Source organism: Arthrobacter sp. V1I7 (assembly GCF_030817015.1).
Taxonomy (GTDB): Bacteria; Actinomycetota; Actinomycetes; order Actinomycetales; family Micrococcaceae; genus Arthrobacter.
On record NZ_JAUSYS010000001.1, the window covers coordinates 1,714,398 to 1,731,058 of the forward strand.

The 16,661-nt window shown below is 65.2% G+C and carries 18 protein-coding genes; 5 read left to right on the forward strand and 13 right to left on the reverse strand.

Going from position 1 to position 16,661, the window contains the following annotated elements:
* Positions 1 to 20: 20 nt before the first annotated feature.
* Complete coding sequence (locus tag QFZ69_RS08015; protein WP_306917091.1) at positions 21 to 908, reverse strand: carbohydrate ABC transporter permease; 888 nt, start codon at positions 906 to 908, stop codon at positions 21 to 23.
* A 65-nt stretch (positions 909 to 973) separates the two neighbouring features.
* Complete coding sequence (locus QFZ69_RS08020) at positions 974 to 2,251, reverse strand: ABC transporter substrate-binding protein (protein WP_306917092.1); 1,278 nt, start codon at positions 2,249 to 2,251, stop codon at positions 974 to 976.
* A 1,020-nt stretch (positions 2,252 to 3,271) separates the two neighbouring features.
* Here QFZ69_RS08020 and QFZ69_RS08025 point away from each other — a divergent pair.
* Positions 3,272 to 3,694 carry an Hsp20/alpha crystallin family protein gene (locus QFZ69_RS08025; RefSeq protein WP_306917094.1) on the forward strand — a complete coding sequence of 141 codons (423 nt, stop codon included), beginning with the start codon at positions 3,272 to 3,274 and terminating at the stop codon, positions 3,692 to 3,694.
* Between the two features lie 465 nt (positions 3,695 to 4,159).
* Here QFZ69_RS08025 and QFZ69_RS08030 read toward each other — a convergent pair whose 3' ends face one another.
* From QFZ69_RS08030 to QFZ69_RS08040, 3 genes are all read right to left on the reverse strand, one after another.
* On the reverse strand, positions 4,160 to 4,768 hold the full coding sequence (locus QFZ69_RS08030) for an EAL domain-containing protein (protein WP_306919634.1): 609 nt from the start codon (positions 4,766 to 4,768) through the stop codon (positions 4,160 to 4,162).
* Positions 4,769 to 5,124: 356 nt separating this feature from the next.
* Positions 5,125 to 5,307 (reverse strand): hypothetical protein, encoded by a 183-nt coding sequence (locus tag QFZ69_RS08035; protein WP_306917096.1) that lies wholly within the window; start codon positions 5,305 to 5,307, stop codon positions 5,125 to 5,127.
* 46 nt (positions 5,308 to 5,353) lie between these two features.
* The gene (locus QFZ69_RS08040; RefSeq protein WP_306917098.1) at positions 5,354 to 6,178 is read right to left on the reverse strand and encodes an NAD(P)-dependent oxidoreductase; all 825 of its coding nucleotides are present in this window, start codon (positions 6,176 to 6,178) and stop codon (positions 5,354 to 5,356) included.
* A gap of 223 nt (positions 6,179 to 6,401) precedes the next feature.
* Between QFZ69_RS08040 and QFZ69_RS08045 the strand changes: the two genes are divergently transcribed.
* Positions 6,402 to 6,575, forward strand: a complete 174-nt coding sequence (locus tag QFZ69_RS08045) for a hypothetical protein (RefSeq protein ID WP_306917100.1) — start codon at positions 6,402 to 6,404, stop codon at positions 6,573 to 6,575.
* 46 nt (positions 6,576 to 6,621) lie between these two features.
* On the opposite strand, the gene QFZ69_RS08050 is transcribed toward QFZ69_RS08045, so the two are convergent.
* From QFZ69_RS08050 to QFZ69_RS08065, 4 genes are all read right to left on the reverse strand, one after another.
* Entirely contained in the window at positions 6,622 to 7,032 is a 411-nt protein-coding gene (locus QFZ69_RS08050; RefSeq protein WP_306917103.1) for a nuclear transport factor 2 family protein, read from the reverse strand.
* An 891-nt stretch (positions 7,033 to 7,923) separates the two neighbouring features.
* Complete coding sequence (locus tag QFZ69_RS08055; protein ID WP_306917105.1) at positions 7,924 to 8,610, reverse strand: hypothetical protein; 687 nt, start codon at positions 8,608 to 8,610, stop codon at positions 7,924 to 7,926.
* A gap of 535 nt (positions 8,611 to 9,145) precedes the next feature.
* The gene (locus tag QFZ69_RS08060) at positions 9,146 to 9,580 is read right to left on the reverse strand and encodes a helicase associated domain-containing protein (protein ID WP_306917107.1); all 435 of its coding nucleotides are present in this window, start codon (positions 9,578 to 9,580) and stop codon (positions 9,146 to 9,148) included.
* A 333-nt stretch (positions 9,581 to 9,913) separates the two neighbouring features.
* Complete coding sequence (locus QFZ69_RS08065) at positions 9,914 to 10,066, reverse strand: hypothetical protein (RefSeq protein WP_306917109.1); 153 nt, start codon at positions 10,064 to 10,066, stop codon at positions 9,914 to 9,916.
* A gap of 148 nt (positions 10,067 to 10,214) precedes the next feature.
* On the opposite strand from QFZ69_RS08065, the gene QFZ69_RS08070 reads away from it, so the two are divergent.
* Positions 10,215 to 10,634 carry an excalibur calcium-binding domain-containing protein gene (locus QFZ69_RS08070; RefSeq protein ID WP_307000027.1) on the forward strand — a complete coding sequence of 140 codons (420 nt, stop codon included), beginning with the start codon at positions 10,215 to 10,217 and terminating at the stop codon, positions 10,632 to 10,634.
* Here the strand turns inward: QFZ69_RS08070 and QFZ69_RS08075 are convergent.
* On the reverse strand, positions 10,618 to 10,977 hold the full coding sequence (locus QFZ69_RS08075) for a hypothetical protein (RefSeq protein WP_306917112.1): 360 nt from the start codon (positions 10,975 to 10,977) through the stop codon (positions 10,618 to 10,620). The two genes, QFZ69_RS08070 and QFZ69_RS08075, sit on opposite strands and share 17 nt — an antisense overlap.
* Before the next feature lie 152 nt (positions 10,978 to 11,129).
* Between QFZ69_RS08075 and QFZ69_RS08080 the strand changes: the two genes are divergently transcribed.
* Positions 11,130 to 11,948, forward strand: coding sequence for an alpha/beta fold hydrolase (locus QFZ69_RS08080; RefSeq protein WP_306917114.1), 819 nt, complete (start codon positions 11,130 to 11,132; stop codon positions 11,946 to 11,948).
* A 118-nt stretch (positions 11,949 to 12,066) separates the two neighbouring features.
* Here QFZ69_RS08080 and QFZ69_RS08085 read toward each other — a convergent pair whose 3' ends face one another.
* The 3 genes from QFZ69_RS08085 to QFZ69_RS08095 form a co-directional block, all read right to left on the reverse strand.
* Positions 12,067 to 13,293 carry an NAD(P)-binding domain-containing protein gene (locus tag QFZ69_RS08085; RefSeq protein ID WP_306917116.1) on the reverse strand — a complete coding sequence of 409 codons (1,227 nt, stop codon included), beginning with the start codon at positions 13,291 to 13,293 and terminating at the stop codon, positions 12,067 to 12,069.
* 409 nt (positions 13,294 to 13,702) lie between these two features.
* Complete coding sequence (locus QFZ69_RS08090; protein ID WP_306917118.1) at positions 13,703 to 14,440, reverse strand: VOC family protein; 738 nt, start codon at positions 14,438 to 14,440, stop codon at positions 13,703 to 13,705.
* Positions 14,441 to 14,520: 80 nt separating this feature from the next.
* Positions 14,521 to 15,576: a DNA polymerase IV gene (locus tag QFZ69_RS08095; RefSeq protein WP_306919635.1), complete on the reverse strand. Its 1,056-nt coding sequence runs from the start codon at positions 15,574 to 15,576 to the stop codon at positions 14,521 to 14,523.
* Positions 15,577 to 15,771: 195 nt separating this feature from the next.
* Between QFZ69_RS08095 and QFZ69_RS08100 the strand changes: the two genes are divergently transcribed.
* Positions 15,772 to 16,515: a cysteine hydrolase family protein gene (locus tag QFZ69_RS08100; RefSeq protein WP_306917119.1), complete on the forward strand. Its 744-nt coding sequence runs from the start codon at positions 15,772 to 15,774 to the stop codon at positions 16,513 to 16,515.
* Positions 16,516 to 16,661 lie beyond the last annotated feature (146 nt).

Sequence of the window (16,661 nt, forward strand, 5' to 3'; positions counted from 1 at the left end):
GCGGGGGTCTGCGAGGCTCATCAGTTGTCCTTTCCTGGCCGCCAGATGGTGGAAACGGCGAAGAAGGCGACGGCGAGCATGGCCAGCAGATAAATGGTGCCCATGGCGCTTGCCAGTCCGGGATCGCCGAAGCGGATCATGGTGCGGTAAATCAGCAGGCTCATGGTTTCGGAGGCGGACTGGGGTCCGCCGTTGGTCTGGATGAGGATGGTGTCGAAGGCGCGGGCTGCGTCGATGCCGCGGACCACCAGCGCGACGGCGATGACCGGCCGCAGGAGGGGCAGGATGATCCGGAACAGCATGGCGGGTGCACGGGCGCCGTCCAGGCGGGCCGCCTCGATGAGGTCACCGGGGATGTTCTGCAGGCCCGCGAAGAGCACCAGGCACATAAACGACGTGGTGAGCCAGATGTCCGGAATGGCCACCGAGAACAGCACGATGTTGGGGTCGGACAGCCAGCCGATCTGGTTGGGGTTGGCCAGCATCCCGGCCTGGTGCATGAGCGTCCCGATCAGGCCGAAGTTGTCGATCATGAGGAACTTCCACAGCAGGCCTGCCACGATCGGCGCAATCATGAGCGGGTACAGGAACACGGTCCGCCAGATCTGGGAGTTGCGGCCCAGCATGGTGAAGAGCAGGGCCATGCCCAGCCCGAGGGCGAATTCGAGGGTGACCACCACCAGGGTGTAGGCGAGGGTCCGCCAGCCGGCGCCCATAAACGCCTCGGAAGCGAAGGCCCGGAAGTAGTTGTCCAGACCCACGAAGTCGCGGGGTCCGCCGGCGATGGGCGAGATCTTGAAGAAGCTGTCGGCCACCAGGCGGAACAGCGGGTAGGCGACGAAGATGGCGAGGAACAATGCTGCCGGGGCCATCAGATACGTTGCGAAGCGGCGATCGGAGATGCGCACGGTTTTCTCTTCTGTTTGTTGGGGCCGCGGCCGGCACCGGTTGGGCAGGTGCCGGCCGCGGAGTCTTACTTGAGGAGGTCCTGGATCTGCTTCTTGGCGTCAGCCAGGAGGGCTGCGGAGTCCCCGCCGGCCACGGCCTTCTGGAGGAGGGGCACCAGGACGGTGTCCACGATCTGCTGCCACTTTTCCGTTGCCGGCCGGGTGGCAGTGGCGGCACCGTTGAGCGTCTTGATCAGCGGGCCGAAGCTCTCGTACCCGTCCTTGTCCTGGTACTTCTCGAATGCCGAGATGCGCGAGGCGAGGCCCAGGCTGGACTCGATGCCCATGCTGTTGTAGTCGTAGGCGCACTTGACGAACTTTTTGGCGTTGTCCGTGTTCTTGGTGGCCTTGGGGACTGAGAGGTACCAGGGACCCGGAACGCCTGCCACGCCTGCGCTGCCGCCGATCATCGGGGCCGCGCCCACTTTGCCGGCAACCGGTGCGTCCTTGGGGATCTGGCGGTAGGCGTGGGCCCAGAAGCGGGTCATGGCGGTTTTGCCCTGGTTGAACAGGTTCTGGGCAGCGGCCCAGTCCACCTGGGCGGCACCCGGAGGCGCATAGCTGGTCAGACTGGTGTAGAAGTCCAGTGCTTCCTTGTGGGCCGCGTTGTCGATGACTACGTTGTTGTTTTCGTCCAGGACCATCGGGGAACCGGCCTGGAGCACGTGGGCCAGCCATTCGGTCTCGACGCCGCCCTTGACGTCGGTTCCGTACATGCCGTCCTTGGTAAAGAACTCGGAGATGTCCTTGTACTGCTGCCAGGTGGTGGGTGCCGCGAGGTCGTAGCCGTACTTTGCCTTGAAGCCGGCCTTGTTCGCGGCGTCTTCAAAGAGATCCGTGCGGTAGAGGATGATTTCGGCATTGGTCCAGGCGGGCATGCCGATGAAGTGGCCGTCCACGTTGGCTTCCTTGACGAGGGCCGGGAAAATGTCTTTCTTGGCCTCGTCGGTGAAGAGATCGTCGATGGGCTGGATGGCGTCCTTGAAGCTGGGCAGCCACACGGAGTCCAGTGCAGCGACGTCGAAGGAGACGTTGCCGGAGGAGAACTCGCTGGAGAGCCGGTTGAACATGCCGTCATAGGGCAGTTCGACGAAGTTGACGTCGATTCCCGCGTCTTTCTTGCACTGCTCGGCCACGCCTGTCAGCTCGGCGTGTCCGCCGGCCTCCACCAGGACGTTGACGGTGCTGGCGGCGCTACCCGAGGTGGTCGGGCCCCCTGCGCCGCAGCCGGTGGCGGCAAGTGCGACGGCGGTGCAGATGCCGCCGATGGTGGCGAACCTGTTGATGGTCTTTCGAGTGGACATCGCTGTCGACTCACTTTCTCTCGAACGGAATGGCGAGACGGTCTGTGGGGTGAATAATCGTTTTGCCAAAACGACTTGGCAACACCCTAGGATTAATCGCTCGGGCGTGTCAAGGGCCACATTGGGATTGTTTCCCGGTCTTGACGCAAAAGGTTTGCGCGGCCCTAGAGTCGTCGTCGCAGGGATGATAAACCGTTTTGGCTTATTTGGCCGATTTGGCAGGTTTTCGGCATCACGTGCACACCAAGGCAGGCCTAGATTGCAAGGAATGGCGGCTGATGTGTGCCATCGGACCGCGAGAAGGGACGCCCATAAACAAGGACCGAGCAGCTCCTGCGGAGCAGGACCCGGACGATAGCGGTTCCCCGGAAGACGGAAGCGCCATACCGAAGTCGAAGGACGGCGTCGGGCCGCGACGACGCCCGAAAAATCGAACTTCGAGCCGGAGGAGGATGATCCGGCTGAAGACAGCGAAGCCAAATATACCGGAGGATCAGCAGACGGGCCCTGATTGCTGCCACGGTAGCCGTAGACGGGACCTCCAGACGCCTGCGAGCACCCTCGACGGGTCAGTCAGGGTCATCGGGGCCAGCTGTCGATGACAGGGGAAACCACATATGCATTCAAATATCCCCTGCCGATTCCTGACCATTCTGTGACTTGGGCAGCCGCCGAAACGCCTAGTGAGGGCGCGTTCGAGCCTGTCCGCATCGACCACGGACGGGCTACCGCACGCCGACCGCCGACCGTAGCCCCCGACCTCACCTGTGCAGCGCGTTTCCCCGGATGCGTTCCCTCTGGCAACGAGCCTTGGCAGAATTTCGGAAAGATACCCCACGCGCGGCGCATCCGGACGGCTGCCGGACCTCCGTCCAGGGCTCCTGACGCCGGAAATAGGCAAAAAAACCTTTCCAAACCCTTGAAGACTCTTCCCGCCGGTGCTAAAAAATCTATATCAGCCAATACAGATCGGCTGATGGTGGAAATGTGTTGGACTGTCTCATTTCGAGGAGGGAAGCCATGTTGATGCGAACCGATCCGTTCCGCGAGCTGGACAGGCTGGCCCAGCAGGTCCTCGGCACGGCAGCGCGGCCGGCAGCGATGCCGATGGACGCGTGGCAGGAGGACCAGGAATTCGTGGTGGCCTTTGATCTGCCCGGCGTGAATGTGGATTCAGTTGAACTGGATGTGGAACGGAATGTCCTGACGGTACGGGCTGAACGTCCCGATCCGGCAGGCAAGGATACCGAATTGATCGCGTCGGAGCGGCCGCGCGGTGTGTTTAGCCGCCAGTTGATCCTCGGGGACACCCTGGATGCTGAGAACGTGAAGGCAACCTACGCCGGCGGTGTTCTGACCTTACGCATTCCGGTCATCGAGAAGGCCAAGCCGCGCAAGATCGAGATCGAAACCCAGGGGGGACAGCACCAGGTCGCCGCTTAGTTCCCCCGCAGGGCCGGGAGGTCCGGACGCTTTGCCGACTGCCATTTGGGGCGATTCGCCATTCTGTGCACGCCACAGCGCCAGACAGCGCACCGGCAGCAAGCGACCGCACCTTCGGGTAAGGCTGCCCCCGGCACTGCCGGGGGCAGCCGCCAACACAACCCCAGATGGCCTAAACAGGGGGCCAGGCCTTCATGGTGGCCTCGTCCCCCTGTACCTGCAGTTCCGGGTCCGACTCCGGGTGCACCCGGAGGGGCAGACGTCCTGTCCCTCCCGGCCCCGCGAGGTCCAGCGAAAGGACGGCGATTCCTGATGAATTCCGAACTTGAGCGGTTGCGGGCACTGGCGGCAGTGATCGCGACGGCGGAAGCGGCCCTGGACACGGCATACCGGACCGCTGCAGGCATCCGCCGCCGCACTCCTGCGCACCGGAGATGCGACGCTGGCCGAGGCCAGGGCTGGCGGTCAGAACCAGATCGAAGCAAGTGGGGAAGAAGTTTCGGGTCCGGTTTTGGCAGGATCCGGGTGTTTCCAGCCGGCCCAGTCCTGGGGCCGTGTGGTGGGTCGGCCGAGGAAGTAGCCTTGCGCGGCTGTCGCGCCGAGACCGGCGACAGTTGCCAGTTCATCGAGTGTTTCGATGCCTCGGGCGATAAGCGCTGCTCCGAGCTGCTCGGCGAAGCCGACCATGGCCTCGCCTAAGGCGCGGCGGAGGGGGTCCGTGTCGATTCCGGCGATGAGGTTGCGATCCAGCTTGATGATGTCGGGTTTGAGTTGCCTGATGTGGCGGATCGAGTTGAAGTACGAACCGGTATGGTCGATCGCGAGCCGGACTCCGCGCTGTCGCAGGGGTGTCAGGGCGGCGATAAGGGCTACGGGCTGCTCTTCAGTCAGGGCTTCGGGGAGTTCGAGGACCATGCGGTCCGGGGCGAGCAGGGATTCCTCCAGCAACCCCGGCAGCAGGGGATCCAGGCAGGTGGCCGGGGACAGTTTCAGCGCCACATACACGTGGGACGGGAGATGCCCGGCGGAGGCCAGGGCGGACTCCAGGGCAGCGAATTCAAGTTCGCTTCCCAGCCGTGCCTCTGCAGCTTCCGCGAACCAGTAGTCCGTTCAGGCCCAGTGCCTTGTCCCGCAGCGACCCTTCCGGGAAGGACGTCGTGAGCAGTGACAGAGCTGCGGGCATGACGGCCGCGGTCGCAGACGGCTGCGTGGCTGGCTCTGCTGGCGGGCTTGTTCACCGTTCTTATTGGAGTGTTCATGCTCGGCGTGGAGGCCCTCCTCAGGGGGCGACTGCCCCAGTGGGCGGGTGTGGGGCTGGTGTCCGCGCTACCGGCCATGATTCTGGCATTCGCATGGGAACCACTCCTTCCATGGCCGCTTGGTTTGGCTGCCGTGCTCGCCGGTGGCCTCGCGGTGTGGCCAGCGAGCGGTCAGACGGTGTGGCCGACGAGGGATCCGTTGCGCGGGTTGGACCCGCTGAGTTTGGCTGCGGCAGGGGCATTGAGGTCCGGGTCTTTCTCGGCGAGCCCTGCCTTGTATTCGGTCCGGCACGCGTGCAGCGCCTCGTAGACTGCACGGCTCTTCGCAATTTCAGTACTTCGGGCCTTCTTCACCAGGCCTCCCGGCTCCTCTCGTCCGCGCCTGGTGATCAGGAACAGGCTACCTTTGCCGGAGCAGCTGCCGAGTCCAGCTGAGGATCTCGGTAGACCAGGGGGAGTTGGTGCCGGAGACGGCGTACCGGAGCCTGAACGTTTCCTTGGCGGCAAACTCTTCAAGCAGGATCCGGCGGAAGTCCTCGTGGTACAGCCAGGTGCGCTCCATCCGGGCGACCACCTGCTCCGGGCTTCCGATGTAGCGGAAGGCCCGGCTGCCGGCCAAGGCTCGGGGATCATCGACCACGCGCATGGTCCCGATCCGCAACACTGACACCGGCAGGCCGGAGCACTCGGCCGCCGAGCGGCCCAGGGCTTCGACGAACGCCTTGCTGGCCGCGTACAGGCCGTCCGGACGCAGTGGATCCGACGGAGCCGCCTGGGACAGGGCTGCGCCGGCCAGCTGGTCCAGTTCATGCCATCCGGAGACATGGTTGCTGGAGGCGAGGACGACCCGCACGCATCCTGATTCGAGGGCCCCATCGATGACGTTGCGGGTACCGCCCAGCTCCGCGTCCAGGAGTCCGTCCCAGCCTTTCGGGGCGCCGCCGGCGAGGTGCAGGACGTGGTCGGCCCGCGCTGTGGCAGAGAAGACCAGGTCGCGGTCGGCCACGCTGCCGATGATGACATCGAAGAGTTCCGGTTCAGCCGGCGGCTTCAAATCGAGGGAGACGAGTCGAAACCGGCCCTGGAGTGCTGCCGCGGCGATGGTCCCGACCGTCCCTGCGGCGCCGGTGATGAGGAGCGTGCCGAGAGGGTGGGGCGGGGTGGCAGTCGGGCGTCGGCTGGTGCAGACGATGGGCAGTGCCGAACCGGCGGGAGGAGTAGTCACACCCTATTCAAAGCGCAGATGCAAGTCCGACGGAAGGGCATGCGGGAGAAGGGGCTCCGGCTGCCGGAAACATGAGGAGGATGAAGCTTCCTTCCCGCCCCGGCTCCTGGCCGGTCCACATCCACCCGGGATTCTTCATGATCACTCTCGCCACGTCTGCGGCCTGTGGATTTCTGCTCGGCAGCATCCGCTTCCGGACCACCGGAGTGTTCAAGCTCGAGTGGTGGGAAGCCGTCATGGCAGCGGTGCTGGCGCTGTCTGCGGTGGCCCCACGAGGGTGCACACCCGGACCATCGACAGCCGGCTCCGCGAAGTCTACGACGCCGACATCGACGCCGATGACGTTCACACCACCGGCAACGCCATGGCCCCGCAGCCGCAGTACGCCGATGCCTGAGTTTCCGCTGTAACCAGGGCAGCCCTTTGCGGGTACAGCTGTCGGGCTAGGGAGGTGGAGGCGGCGGGTCTGCGGACCGTTCGGCGCGCCAGGGGGTGCGCCACTCGGCGGCCTCCCAGCCATCCATGATGTAGATCCGCTCGTGCGCCACCCGGTCGCCCCTGAACTCCAACAGGTTGACGCTGTACATCCATGGGGCGCTGTCGTAGCTGATCAGGTTCTCTACGACGACCAGGTCGGCACGATGAGTGATGCGTCGAGTGTGGAACTTGAGCCTCGCCGGATACTGCCGTCGCCATTCGCGGAAGTTCTCCACGCCTTCGAACCGTTCGCCAGATTGAGGAAACTCCAGCACCGCGTCATCGTGGTAAATCTCGTGGGAGACGTCCTCGTCCTTGCCTGAGTACTCCCAGTGCCGCCGCAGGGCGTGCATGAGGTCCGGCTCGTCGAGCACCACGCACCTCCTCGTGTCGGAACCAATGCTAACTTCAGGCCTGCTGCATAACAATGGGTACGGCCTGGACCTCAGCACCTGTAGCGGCCGTTTCTGCCTGTGCGCCGCACACACCAGGTATGACCAACCAGAGCTTTGATACGCCAAGCACCCGCCCATCGGCGACGGCACATTCACCGCCGTCACCCGCCCCGAAGGCCCTTCCCTGAACGCGGCCCCTCCCATCCACATCCCCTCGCCCCCGACCCTGCACAGCTGGATCTGACTGGCATCGACACCATCGTCTACGACCCCTGTCCCGCAGCACCGCCACCACCCCGGCCGGCGAAACCCTCGAGCTGCGGATCTTCGGTTCGGAGGCCGACACCATCGCCTTCACCGAAGGCTCGAATTCCACAACGGCTGGCGGAAACGCTACCCCCCGCCTACCTCGGGTCGCTGCCGTTCGGCGCTGACCCGGACGAGCTGGCCGCATCACCGGAGTTCGCCGCCGAGAAGTGCGCCCCGGAGCCGGAAGACCCGGACGACGTCGCCTCCCGGCAGATCTCGCTCGCGGTGACGATCGACGCTGAATTCGCCGCGTCCCTGAAGGGCTGAGCCGGGCCACCGCCCAGCTGCGGATGCGATGGGTTCACGTCCATCGGCGGAGTCGCTGGCTGGAAACGTAGCTATGAATGCAAAGCTCACCCTGTATGACGTCGGCGTCTCAGTTCCTTGGCCAAAGGGAGTAGCCGCCCCCATGGTTATACGGGAAAGTGGGGGCTGCGGATCCCGCAACCCCCACCCTTAAACCAGCTGCCTTGGTGCGCGCCCTAACAGCCCGCCCACTATGCGGAACCCGGCGCGGCCGCCGTCGTTCTTCAGCACCCCTGCTGGGCTGTCTAGTCTCAGGCGTCACCAGCGATGTGCTACATCGATCACCAGCCGAGACCCGTTGCCCGGGCCGGCCAGCGTGAATACCCGGAACGGCAGCCGTGCGCGGACGCCCAGCCCGATCTGCGTTACAGACTCGTAGGTGCCGGCGAAGGCCACCTGGCGGAAGGTCTGGAAGCCGGCAACGTTCACCGCTTCGTCCCGGTTCGCCGGGGTGTAGGTCGGGTTGTAGTTCTGGTCATGGGCCGGTGCCATGACTGTCACATCGATGAACGCGCCGCCCCGCAGCGGAAGGGTAAAGCCGGACCCGTGCTGTGTCACGGCCCTGACATAGCGCACGGTGTATCTGGGGGCCTCGCCGTTGACGTCCACCACCAGGCGGTCGAAGCAGGCGTGGCGCCCGGAGCGGATATTGGTGATCGGGTCCTGGCTTGGACCCAACGCCAGCGTCGCGGTCGACTTGGCCAGCGAACCCCAAGTGATTCCGCAGAAGGAGGCCGCAGAGGCGGTGCCGGGCACAACAAGTCCCAGTCCTGCGGTCAGCGCCAGGGCCGCCAGCAGGGCAGGCACCTTCGCCATGATGCGCCGGCGCTTTGGCCGCGCGGGATTCGGCAGCGTTTGGGACATGGTCCCGCGGGCGAGGATCCCGTTTCCGGGTCCGGAATGCTTGGGCAGCCGTCCCCACGGTGCCCGGAAATTGATGCTCATTTACATCCTGCTTGCTCAAGGGATTGCGAGTGAAGACGTCCACTGGACGTGATGGCCCCATGGCCAGTAGTTGCGTGTCACCTCCGCCCCCGTTCAGGTGCGGTGTGATGCGTTCAGTTTGTGCTGCCCAGATGACGGCAAACAAGCAAGATTCGGAGACGATAATGAAACGGTTTTGCATCTATTCACGAACTTTTTAATCCCCGATTATGGGCGATGAACCAGGGGCATGTGCCGGGTCTGTGGCAGGGCAACTCCTTGCCGCTCCTGTGTATCTGTTCTCGGTTCGGCGGAACCAGCATAAGGAAGTGTCGTGAACTGCGAAAGCGCAAGCTCAGCGAAGACAAGGTCGCCGATGTGCTCCGGGAACTCCAGAGCCACCTGCAGGACACAGGCGCGCGCCCCGAAGAAGCCTTCGGTGGTCCAAAGGACTACGCGGCGCGGTTCCCCGAGGGGAGCACCGTCGCCCCGGGGTCAAAGCTCGGTTATCTGGCCGCCGGCTACATGGCGATGACACTCCTCCTGACAGGGGTGCTCATCGGATGGAGCAACGGCCGGCTGAAAAAAACTTCCCCATCCCATGACGGAAGAGCTCAGCGGCAGCAGTAGGACGCCCAGGCCACGCAGCTGCCGCGGGCCGCCGGCCGCGCTTCCTGCCGACGCGCCACCCCGGCACGGTGGCGTCCAGGGCCGCTGTCTTGTAGGGGTCGAGTTGGCTGCGGCGCTGCTTGATCCGCTGGCCGTGCAGCCAGACGCCGAGCTCGTGTTCCTCGCCGGTCACGGTCACCTTGTGCCGCGGCCAGTCGTTCCCGGCGGCCAGGTACGCTTTCAGCGCGGCCAGCCGCTCCCACCACCGTTGCTCGTCCGCCTGGACGCGCGGTTTCCCTTCCCAGTCAGGCACCGCCAGGCCCTCGCGGACGGCCGGGGCCAGTCGGCCGGCCCGGCGTCGGCCCGGCGGTGCTGAAGCCATACGGCCAGGGTCCGTTCCGAGGTGCTGGCCGCGTTCCGGGACGGTAGCGCCCCGTATCCTGGATCATGTTCACGAGCTCCTGCATCCGTTCCAGGCGGCCGCCGTCACGCTGGAAGGAGTCGCTCTGACGGCCTCCTCGTGGGCAGGCCGCAGCTCCGGGTCCGCGGCGCGCGCGAGGCGCAGGTGATGGTTCAGTGTTGAGGCAGAAACGCCGACTAGCTCCGCGATGCGCTGCCCGGGGAGCCCGCCCCGGTACATCAGTACCACTCCTCATTCGGGGCAGGGGCCCCGCCTCGAGACAGTCACGGAATCGTCCCCGTCGATCATTATGATCTAGTTCGGTGGAAGGCCGTGGCCGCCGCCGGATTGCCGCTTCCTTACTAGGCGCACCGTCCAGAGGACGACGAGAGTCACTGCAACGACGACGGCGACGGCCAGCAGCAGCATCGCCAGAAACACCATGACATGCCAGCCTTCAAGCCTCATCGGTTCTCCCCATTCCGGTCGGTGCTTTGCGCTGACTCTACCGGCCTGACAGGCTTGACGCTTTGTGCCGCTGGTTGCACTGTCTTACGACGGCTACCAAGGCGACCGTCAGCCGCCGTTGCCCGGCCTTCTACGCATGGACTGGAGAGTGCCTATCATCGACCAGAACGACTCAGAGCTCGCAACCCCGACAACTAGGCGCAGCAGGGTCAGCCCCCTGGCATGGACTGCGGGAGGGCTCCTCATCCTGGGCATGACCGCCGGCGCCGTCCTCTCCGTGATCCCGGACGGGACAGTCCGCGGAGCAGCCCCAGTGACAACGACCGCATCCGAGCCGGAACCGTCGGCCACAGCGACTGCTTCCACGAAACCCGGGACCGCCAGGGCGACACCCGTCCCGGAACGGACGCTTCGTTACACGAGCTGCAACGACGTGTGGGCCGGCGGCCAGGGCCCCTTCAAGGAAGGCGAACCCGGCTACACGAAACAACTGGATTCCGACGGCGACGGGATCGCCTGCAAGTCCCCCCGCCCCAAAATAGCCGGACGGGCTATGCCGTTTGCGTGAAGTGTTCCGCGACCGCCTGAAAATCAGCCGCCAGGGCTTCCATGGCCGGCGTAGGCGGCTCCGGCTCGCCCGCGGCCTCCCCGGCACTGTTCCCGAACCACCTGTGCCAGACCGTGGCCACAACATCCGGGGTGATGGTCTCGCGCTCGGCAATCAGCCGGGCAAAGTCCTCCATCTCCGCGTCGTACTCGGTCTCGGGCGCCCCGAGGTCCATGACGCCGAGCAGGTCGTGGGCGTTGAGGTGCCCGGTGAGGGCGGTCTTCGGGGCGGGATGCTCGGGAGCGTTCGGAGATCCTGAGTGACAGAGTCGGGAGGAGCCACAGTCATGGCTCCATGCAATCACGCTTGCGTCAGTGCGGGGTGCTCGAGAGCTGTGCCGCATCCTTATGGGTCAGTAGGTGGCTGCACCAGCGGGCTGGAATCGAACCAGGTCAGCCGAGGTCGTCGGCCTCCATCGGCCTGTACGGAAAGATTCAGGAGTTCTAGGCTGGGGGCATGCCCAGAGTGAGCGTCAACGGCGTCGACCTCTATTACGAAGAACACGGCGAAGGGGTGCCGATCCTCGGCATCCACGGAACGCCCAGCTCCGCCGCCATGTGGGCCGACGCCGCCCTTGAACTCGCCAAGCACGGCCGGTGCATCATCTACGACCGCAGGGGCTTTTACCGCAGCGCGCCCCCCGAACCGTTCAAGACCATGGATCTAATCCACCATGTGGACGATGCAGCCGCCCTCCTTGCCGCCCTTCATGCCGGGCCCGCAGTGGTGATCGGACGGAGCACGGGCGGCCAGATTGCCCTCGAGCTCGCCCGCCGCTTTCCGGACAAGGTGAAGGCCCTGGTCCTCCTGGAGCCCGCCCTGTTCACGATCGACCCGAAGGCCAACGCCTGGGCGGCTGACGCGCGCCGGAGGCTCCTGAGGCAGGCCGCGGTGGACCCTTCAATGCTTGCGGAGGCATTGGTTCGGGACGCACTGGGGGATGAAGTCTGGGATTCCTTCCCCAGCGAGCTCCAGGACATGTTTGCCGCCACCGGTCCGGCGGTCCTGGCCGAGATGAGGGGCCACGGACTGGACCTTGCCCAGGACCCGGTCGAGCTTAGCGAGGACGAACTCGCAGGGATACGCCGTCCCGCTCTGATCGTCACCGCGGAGGACTCGCTGGAAGCCTGCCGGCTCGTGAACGCCCGCTTGGCGGGGGCGTTACCTTTCACCGAGTCGGTGCTGGTGCCGGGCGGCCATCTCATCAATCCCGCCCACCCGGCCGTACTGTCCTTCATCGATCGTCTTGCGGCACGACCAACTTCTTGGACCTAGGCACGGCGTTCAGTTCCGTCGGCGGCCACAGCCCTGTGGCGACGAAGGCTTGGTAGAGCGGATCGCCGATGCGGTCCGGTAAATCAGCGGGCTGGACTGTGCTGGCGGGTCATCTGTCTTAGCCTCTAGCCATGTGATCGGCGAGAAATTCTGCGTCCGCGCCGACACCTGAGAGCAGGCCCGATTTGAAGGTGTGCATCCAGTGCAGCCCGAGGAAGTACAACCCAGGGACTGGAGTGACGCCGCGCTGTTGGATGGGCCGACCGTGGTCGTCGAACACCGGGATCTTGACCCAGTCGAAGTCGTAGGCATAGCCGGTCGCCCAGATGATCGTGTTAATGCCTTCCCTTGCAAGATCCAGCGAGTGGACCTCTTCCACGGCGGGGAGATGGATCGGTTCCTCCGGCTCGTCCTGGTCGAGCTGCCCTTCGATCCCGTTGCTGCTGATGAACTGGCGTGCTGCCGACAGGAAACCGGTGTAGGCCTGGTCGGCCTCATCGAGCACTTGGTTCGCATTGGCCTGGACAGCGAGGTTTCGGCCAGATGCGCCGATGACCCTGCCGATGACCCTGACGCCGTCCGCGGCGAGTTGCCGGACGTTGACGTCGTATCCGCCGTTCACGCCGGTGACGACCGTGGAAGGCGGATATTGACGAGCGGGAAAGCTGTCTATTGTCTGCGCAAAGCGGCCCAGTGCCTCCAGCCACCAGTAGACATCCCTGCCCCTGAAGCGTCTCGGGGCGCGCCGATGCCGGCTTACCGACAGGTACACGCGGCGCCCGGCGTGTAGCAGTTCGTCGGCGATCTGACAGCCTGAGGCGCCGCTGCCCACTACGAGCACGGCGCCCGCCGACAGCGCCTCTGGAGATCGGTAACGCGTGGGGTCGATCTGCAGCACCGAAGGTGAAACGTCACGCGCGAGCTCGGGGATGCGTGCACGCTGAAACGGTCCCGTTGCGATCACTACGCGTTGCGCGTGGATGGAACCTTCGGCCAGGGACACTTCGAAGCCCTCGCCCATGCCGCGTCCAGTGAGGGCGAGAGCTTCGGTGTGCTCACGCACCGGGGCCCCGGTGCTCACCGCGTAGTCCTCCACCACACGAAGGATCTCGCTGTAGTGTGCGAACCGCTCGGGATCGTTTCCCCGGTACGTGTAGCCCGGCAGTTGGAGCGTCCAGTTCGGGAACTGAAAGCGCAACGAATCCCATCTTTCGGCGCGCCAGCGTTCGCCGATTCGTCGACGCTCCAAGACGACGTGCTCGCGCCCTTGCTGCCGCAAGACGCTGCTCATCGCGAGCCCGGCCTGGCCGGCGCCGATGACAACGACGTCGTTTTGCTCCCGCATGCTCAGCTCCTTGCGAACTGGTGACACGCCGAGCGTACCAGCGGCGGTGCACAGGGTGGGAGTGAGGCTATAGCGCCAGGCCAAACCCAGCCGGTCCGGTGAGGGAAGCCCGAGGCCTGCCGCCGGAACCGCCACTTTGGGCTGTGCTCTAACCGCCATTTTCCGCTAACAGCCACAGGTCAGGCAGCGCCGGGTTCCAACCCCTGGTCCAGCGAGGCCTGCTGGTGATGCTCGTGATCGGGTTACCCGCCGGGTCCAGAACATTAACGGGCAAGGCGCCCCTCGGTTTGATCAACCGTGCTGAAGTTTTTCACGTCTGGGCTAGGCAAGCTCGCCATTCCCTACCGCGCCGCCTACATCCGCTGCGTCTGCATAGCCTGGACGCGCGTTTAGGAGCCGAGGCTCTGCGTCAGCCCGGGGTGAGGACGCAGAACTCGTTGCCCTCCGAGTCGGCGAGGCACACCCATGGCACATCGCCCTGGCCGACGTCGGCGTCCGTGGCGCCCAGAGCCCGCAGCCGGGCCGCCTCTGCCGCTTGATCATGACCGGGGTACGGCCTCAGGTCGAGATGGACACGGCCCCACACGGTCTTCGCGGCGGGCGTGCGAAGGAACTCCAGATACGGGCCGGCACCCTTGGCCGAACGCAGCCTCGCATGATCGTCGGTCACCTCGTGCAGGGTCCAGTCCATCGCCTCGCTCCAGAACCGGGCCATGGCCCGCGGATCCGCACATCTGACCACCACCGCGGCGATCGGCCCGGTGTCCCGGTAGATCGATCGTGGCTCCAGCACACGGAACAGGTTGCCCTCCGGGTCGGCCATGACCGTCCACGGCACATCACCCTGGCCCACGTCGGCGGGCGTCGCACCGAGCTCCTTCAACCGTGCGACCAGCTCTGCCTGATGGACCGCAGAGGTGGTCGCGAGATCGAGGTGCGCGCGGTATCTCACTGTCTCGGGGTCCGGGACGGTGACGACATCGACGCAGACGGCGACGGGGTCCGGCCAGACGAGGCCCACGGGTTCAACATTGGTCACACCGGGTCCCTCGCTGGACACACCCCAGCCGAGCGCCTCCGCCCAAAACCGGCCGAGCGCTAAGTCATCCCGAGCCTTGAAATTCACCTGAACAAGTCGCAGCGCCATACCGCCCGACCCTATACCCAGGTACTACCCGATATGGGAGGCACGCCCCAGTTGGTGTGGGCGTAGGCCTCGAGTGTTTTTCACCAGCCGCCGCGCGTCGGCGTGTGTCCCTTTCGGGCATCGTCGGGCATTGCCATTTCGGCCCGCAGGCCTAGGAGTCGGATCGGACGGCCCGCTTCGATTCCGGCTGTGAGGTCCAAGGCCCGCGCGAGGATTTGGTTCCGGTCGAATGTCTCCGGAATCTTCCTCGCGTGGGTCTTGGTGAGGAACGGCGCGTACCGGACTTTGAGGGTCAGGCCGACCACGGGCCGTCCTTCGGCCACAACATCCTCAAGGACACGCGCTGTCAGCTCCCTTACGGCGTCGTCTACCTGGACGGGCTCGGTCAGGTCCCGCTGGAAGGTGGTCTCGCGGCTATGCCCGCGGGCAACCCATGGGGTGTCGTCCACAACGCTGGCGCCGTCCCCGCGTCCGAGCTCCGCGTACCAAGGACCCATCTTGGGGCCGAACTCCGGGACCAGGTCCTGGGGGTCGGACGCGGCGAGCTCGGCGACGGTGTTGATGCCGAGTTTGGTCAGCCGGCCCGACACTTTGGTTCCGACACCCCACAGGTCCTTGGTGGGCCGACTGCCCATGACGTCGAGCCAGTTCCCGGCCGTGAGACGGAAGACGCCGGCCGGCTTGCCGAAACCGGTGGCGACCTTGGCCCGGACCAGCGTGTCGCCGATGCCCACGCTGCAATGCAGCTGCGTTCGCTCCAGGACAGCGGCCTGCACCTGCCGGGCGTAGGCTTCCGGATTCTCAGTCTCGGTGCCTACAAAGGCTTCATCCCAACCCAGCACCTGCACGGTGGCGCCGGGCTGCACGCGCAGGGTAGCCATCACCGTTTCAGACGCTGCGAGGTAAGCCTCCTGGTCGACGGGCAGGATCACGGCGTCGGGCACTTTCCGGGCCGCAATGCGTAAGGGCATTCCGGAACCCACGCCGAACGCCCTGGCTTCGTAGGATGCGGTCGACACCACAGCTCGTTCCGTGGGGTCGCCCCGACCGCCGACAATGATCGGCCTGCCCGCAAGCTCCGGCCGCCGGAGCACTTCGACCGCCGCGATGAACTGGTCGAGATCGACGTGCAGCACCCACCGGATTCCGTTCACGCCACCAGTCTGCCCTAAACATCCCCGGCAAGCATCGGCTCTCCACCGAGCTTGGCCGCTGAGCCTGCGGCGTCCCTGTTGCCTCACTAGGAAGAGAGTCTTAAACTGCTGACACAGCGGAAATTCTTCCTACTCTCGCGGCGGGCGCTGGGAGCGTCCTCGTCACAGGGGGAGCACATGGCACCTCAGGATACGGCGACGGTCGCGGCTCGGCCTGGGCCCTTCGGTCTCGATCTCAGCCACGCGGCGGTGATTGTCGTCGACATGCAGAACGACTTCGGGTCGGCGGGTGGCATGTTCGACCGGGCCGGCATCGACATCGCCCCGATCCGAGCCGTAGTCGAGCCAATCGTTCGCGTCGTGGGCGCGGCGCGCCAGGCAGGAATCCCGATCGTTTATCTGAAGATGGGGTTCCGGTCCGATCTCTCCGACCTCGGACCAGATCACGCCACCAACCGCCAGCGTCACCTGTTCATGGGCGTGGGTGAACCGGTCGAGGCGCCAGACGGCACACACAGTCGTGTGCTTGTCCGCGACACCTGGAACACCGACATCGTCGACGAGTTGACGCCGGCGCCGGAGGATCACGTCATTTACAAGCACCGCTTCAGTGGCTTCTTCCAAACCGGCCTGGAGGGGTTGCTTCGGAGTCAGGCGGTCCGCGACATCATCTTTACGGGTTGCACGACGAGCATCTGCGTCGAGTCGACGCTTAGAGACGCAATGTTCCGGGACTTCCGGTGCCTTCTCCTGGAAGACTGCACCGCCGAGCCAATCGGCGCGGCGGCTGATCGCACCAACCACGAGGCATCGTTGCTCGCCATCGAGACACTCTTCGGATGGGTAGCCCCATCGACCGCGCTGCTCCACGAACTCACGGCGGCCGCACCGGCAGATCTGCGTCACGCGGCCACCGTTTAGGCCGAAGTTACGTCTGTCGTGACGCGTGAAATCCCCGCTGTGGCTCGAACCTCACGTTCGCGCGTCTGCTTAGGGGCTGACACATGCGGTTCTACACCTATAGCGCCCGCAAGAATTTCGAGGCCAACGAGCATAAGCAGCCCATC

Excerpts from the sequence above, each read along its gene's own strand:
- QFZ69_RS08020 (WP_306917092.1), bottom strand. The coding sequence starts at position 2,251 with ATGTCCACTCGAAAGACCATCAACAGGTTCGCCACCATCGGCGGCATC.
- QFZ69_RS08025 (WP_306917094.1), top strand. The coding sequence starts at position 3,272 with ATGTTGATGCGAACCGATCCGTTCCGCGAGCTGGACAGGCTGGCCCAG.
- QFZ69_RS08055 (WP_306917105.1), bottom strand. The coding sequence starts at position 8,610 with ATGAGCATCAATTTCCGGGCACCGTGGGGACGGCTGCCCAAGCATTCC.
- QFZ69_RS08060 (WP_306917107.1), bottom strand. The coding sequence starts at position 9,580 with ATGGCTTCAGCACCGCCGGGCCGACGCCGGGCCGGCCGACTGGCCCCG.
- QFZ69_RS08065 (WP_306917109.1), bottom strand. The coding sequence starts at position 10,066 with ATGAGGCTTGAAGGCTGGCATGTCATGGTGTTTCTGGCGATGCTGCTG.
- QFZ69_RS08080 (WP_306917114.1), top strand. The coding sequence starts at position 11,130 with ATGCCCAGAGTGAGCGTCAACGGCGTCGACCTCTATTACGAAGAACAC.
- QFZ69_RS08085 (WP_306917116.1), bottom strand. The coding sequence starts at position 13,293 with ATGCGGGAGCAAAACGACGTCGTTGTCATCGGCGCCGGCCAGGCCGGG.
- QFZ69_RS08090 (WP_306917118.1), bottom strand. The coding sequence starts at position 14,440 with ATGGCGCTGCGACTTGTTCAGGTGAATTTCAAGGCTCGGGATGACTTA.
- QFZ69_RS08100 (WP_306917119.1), top strand. The coding sequence starts at position 15,772 with ATGGCACCTCAGGATACGGCGACGGTCGCGGCTCGGCCTGGGCCCTTC.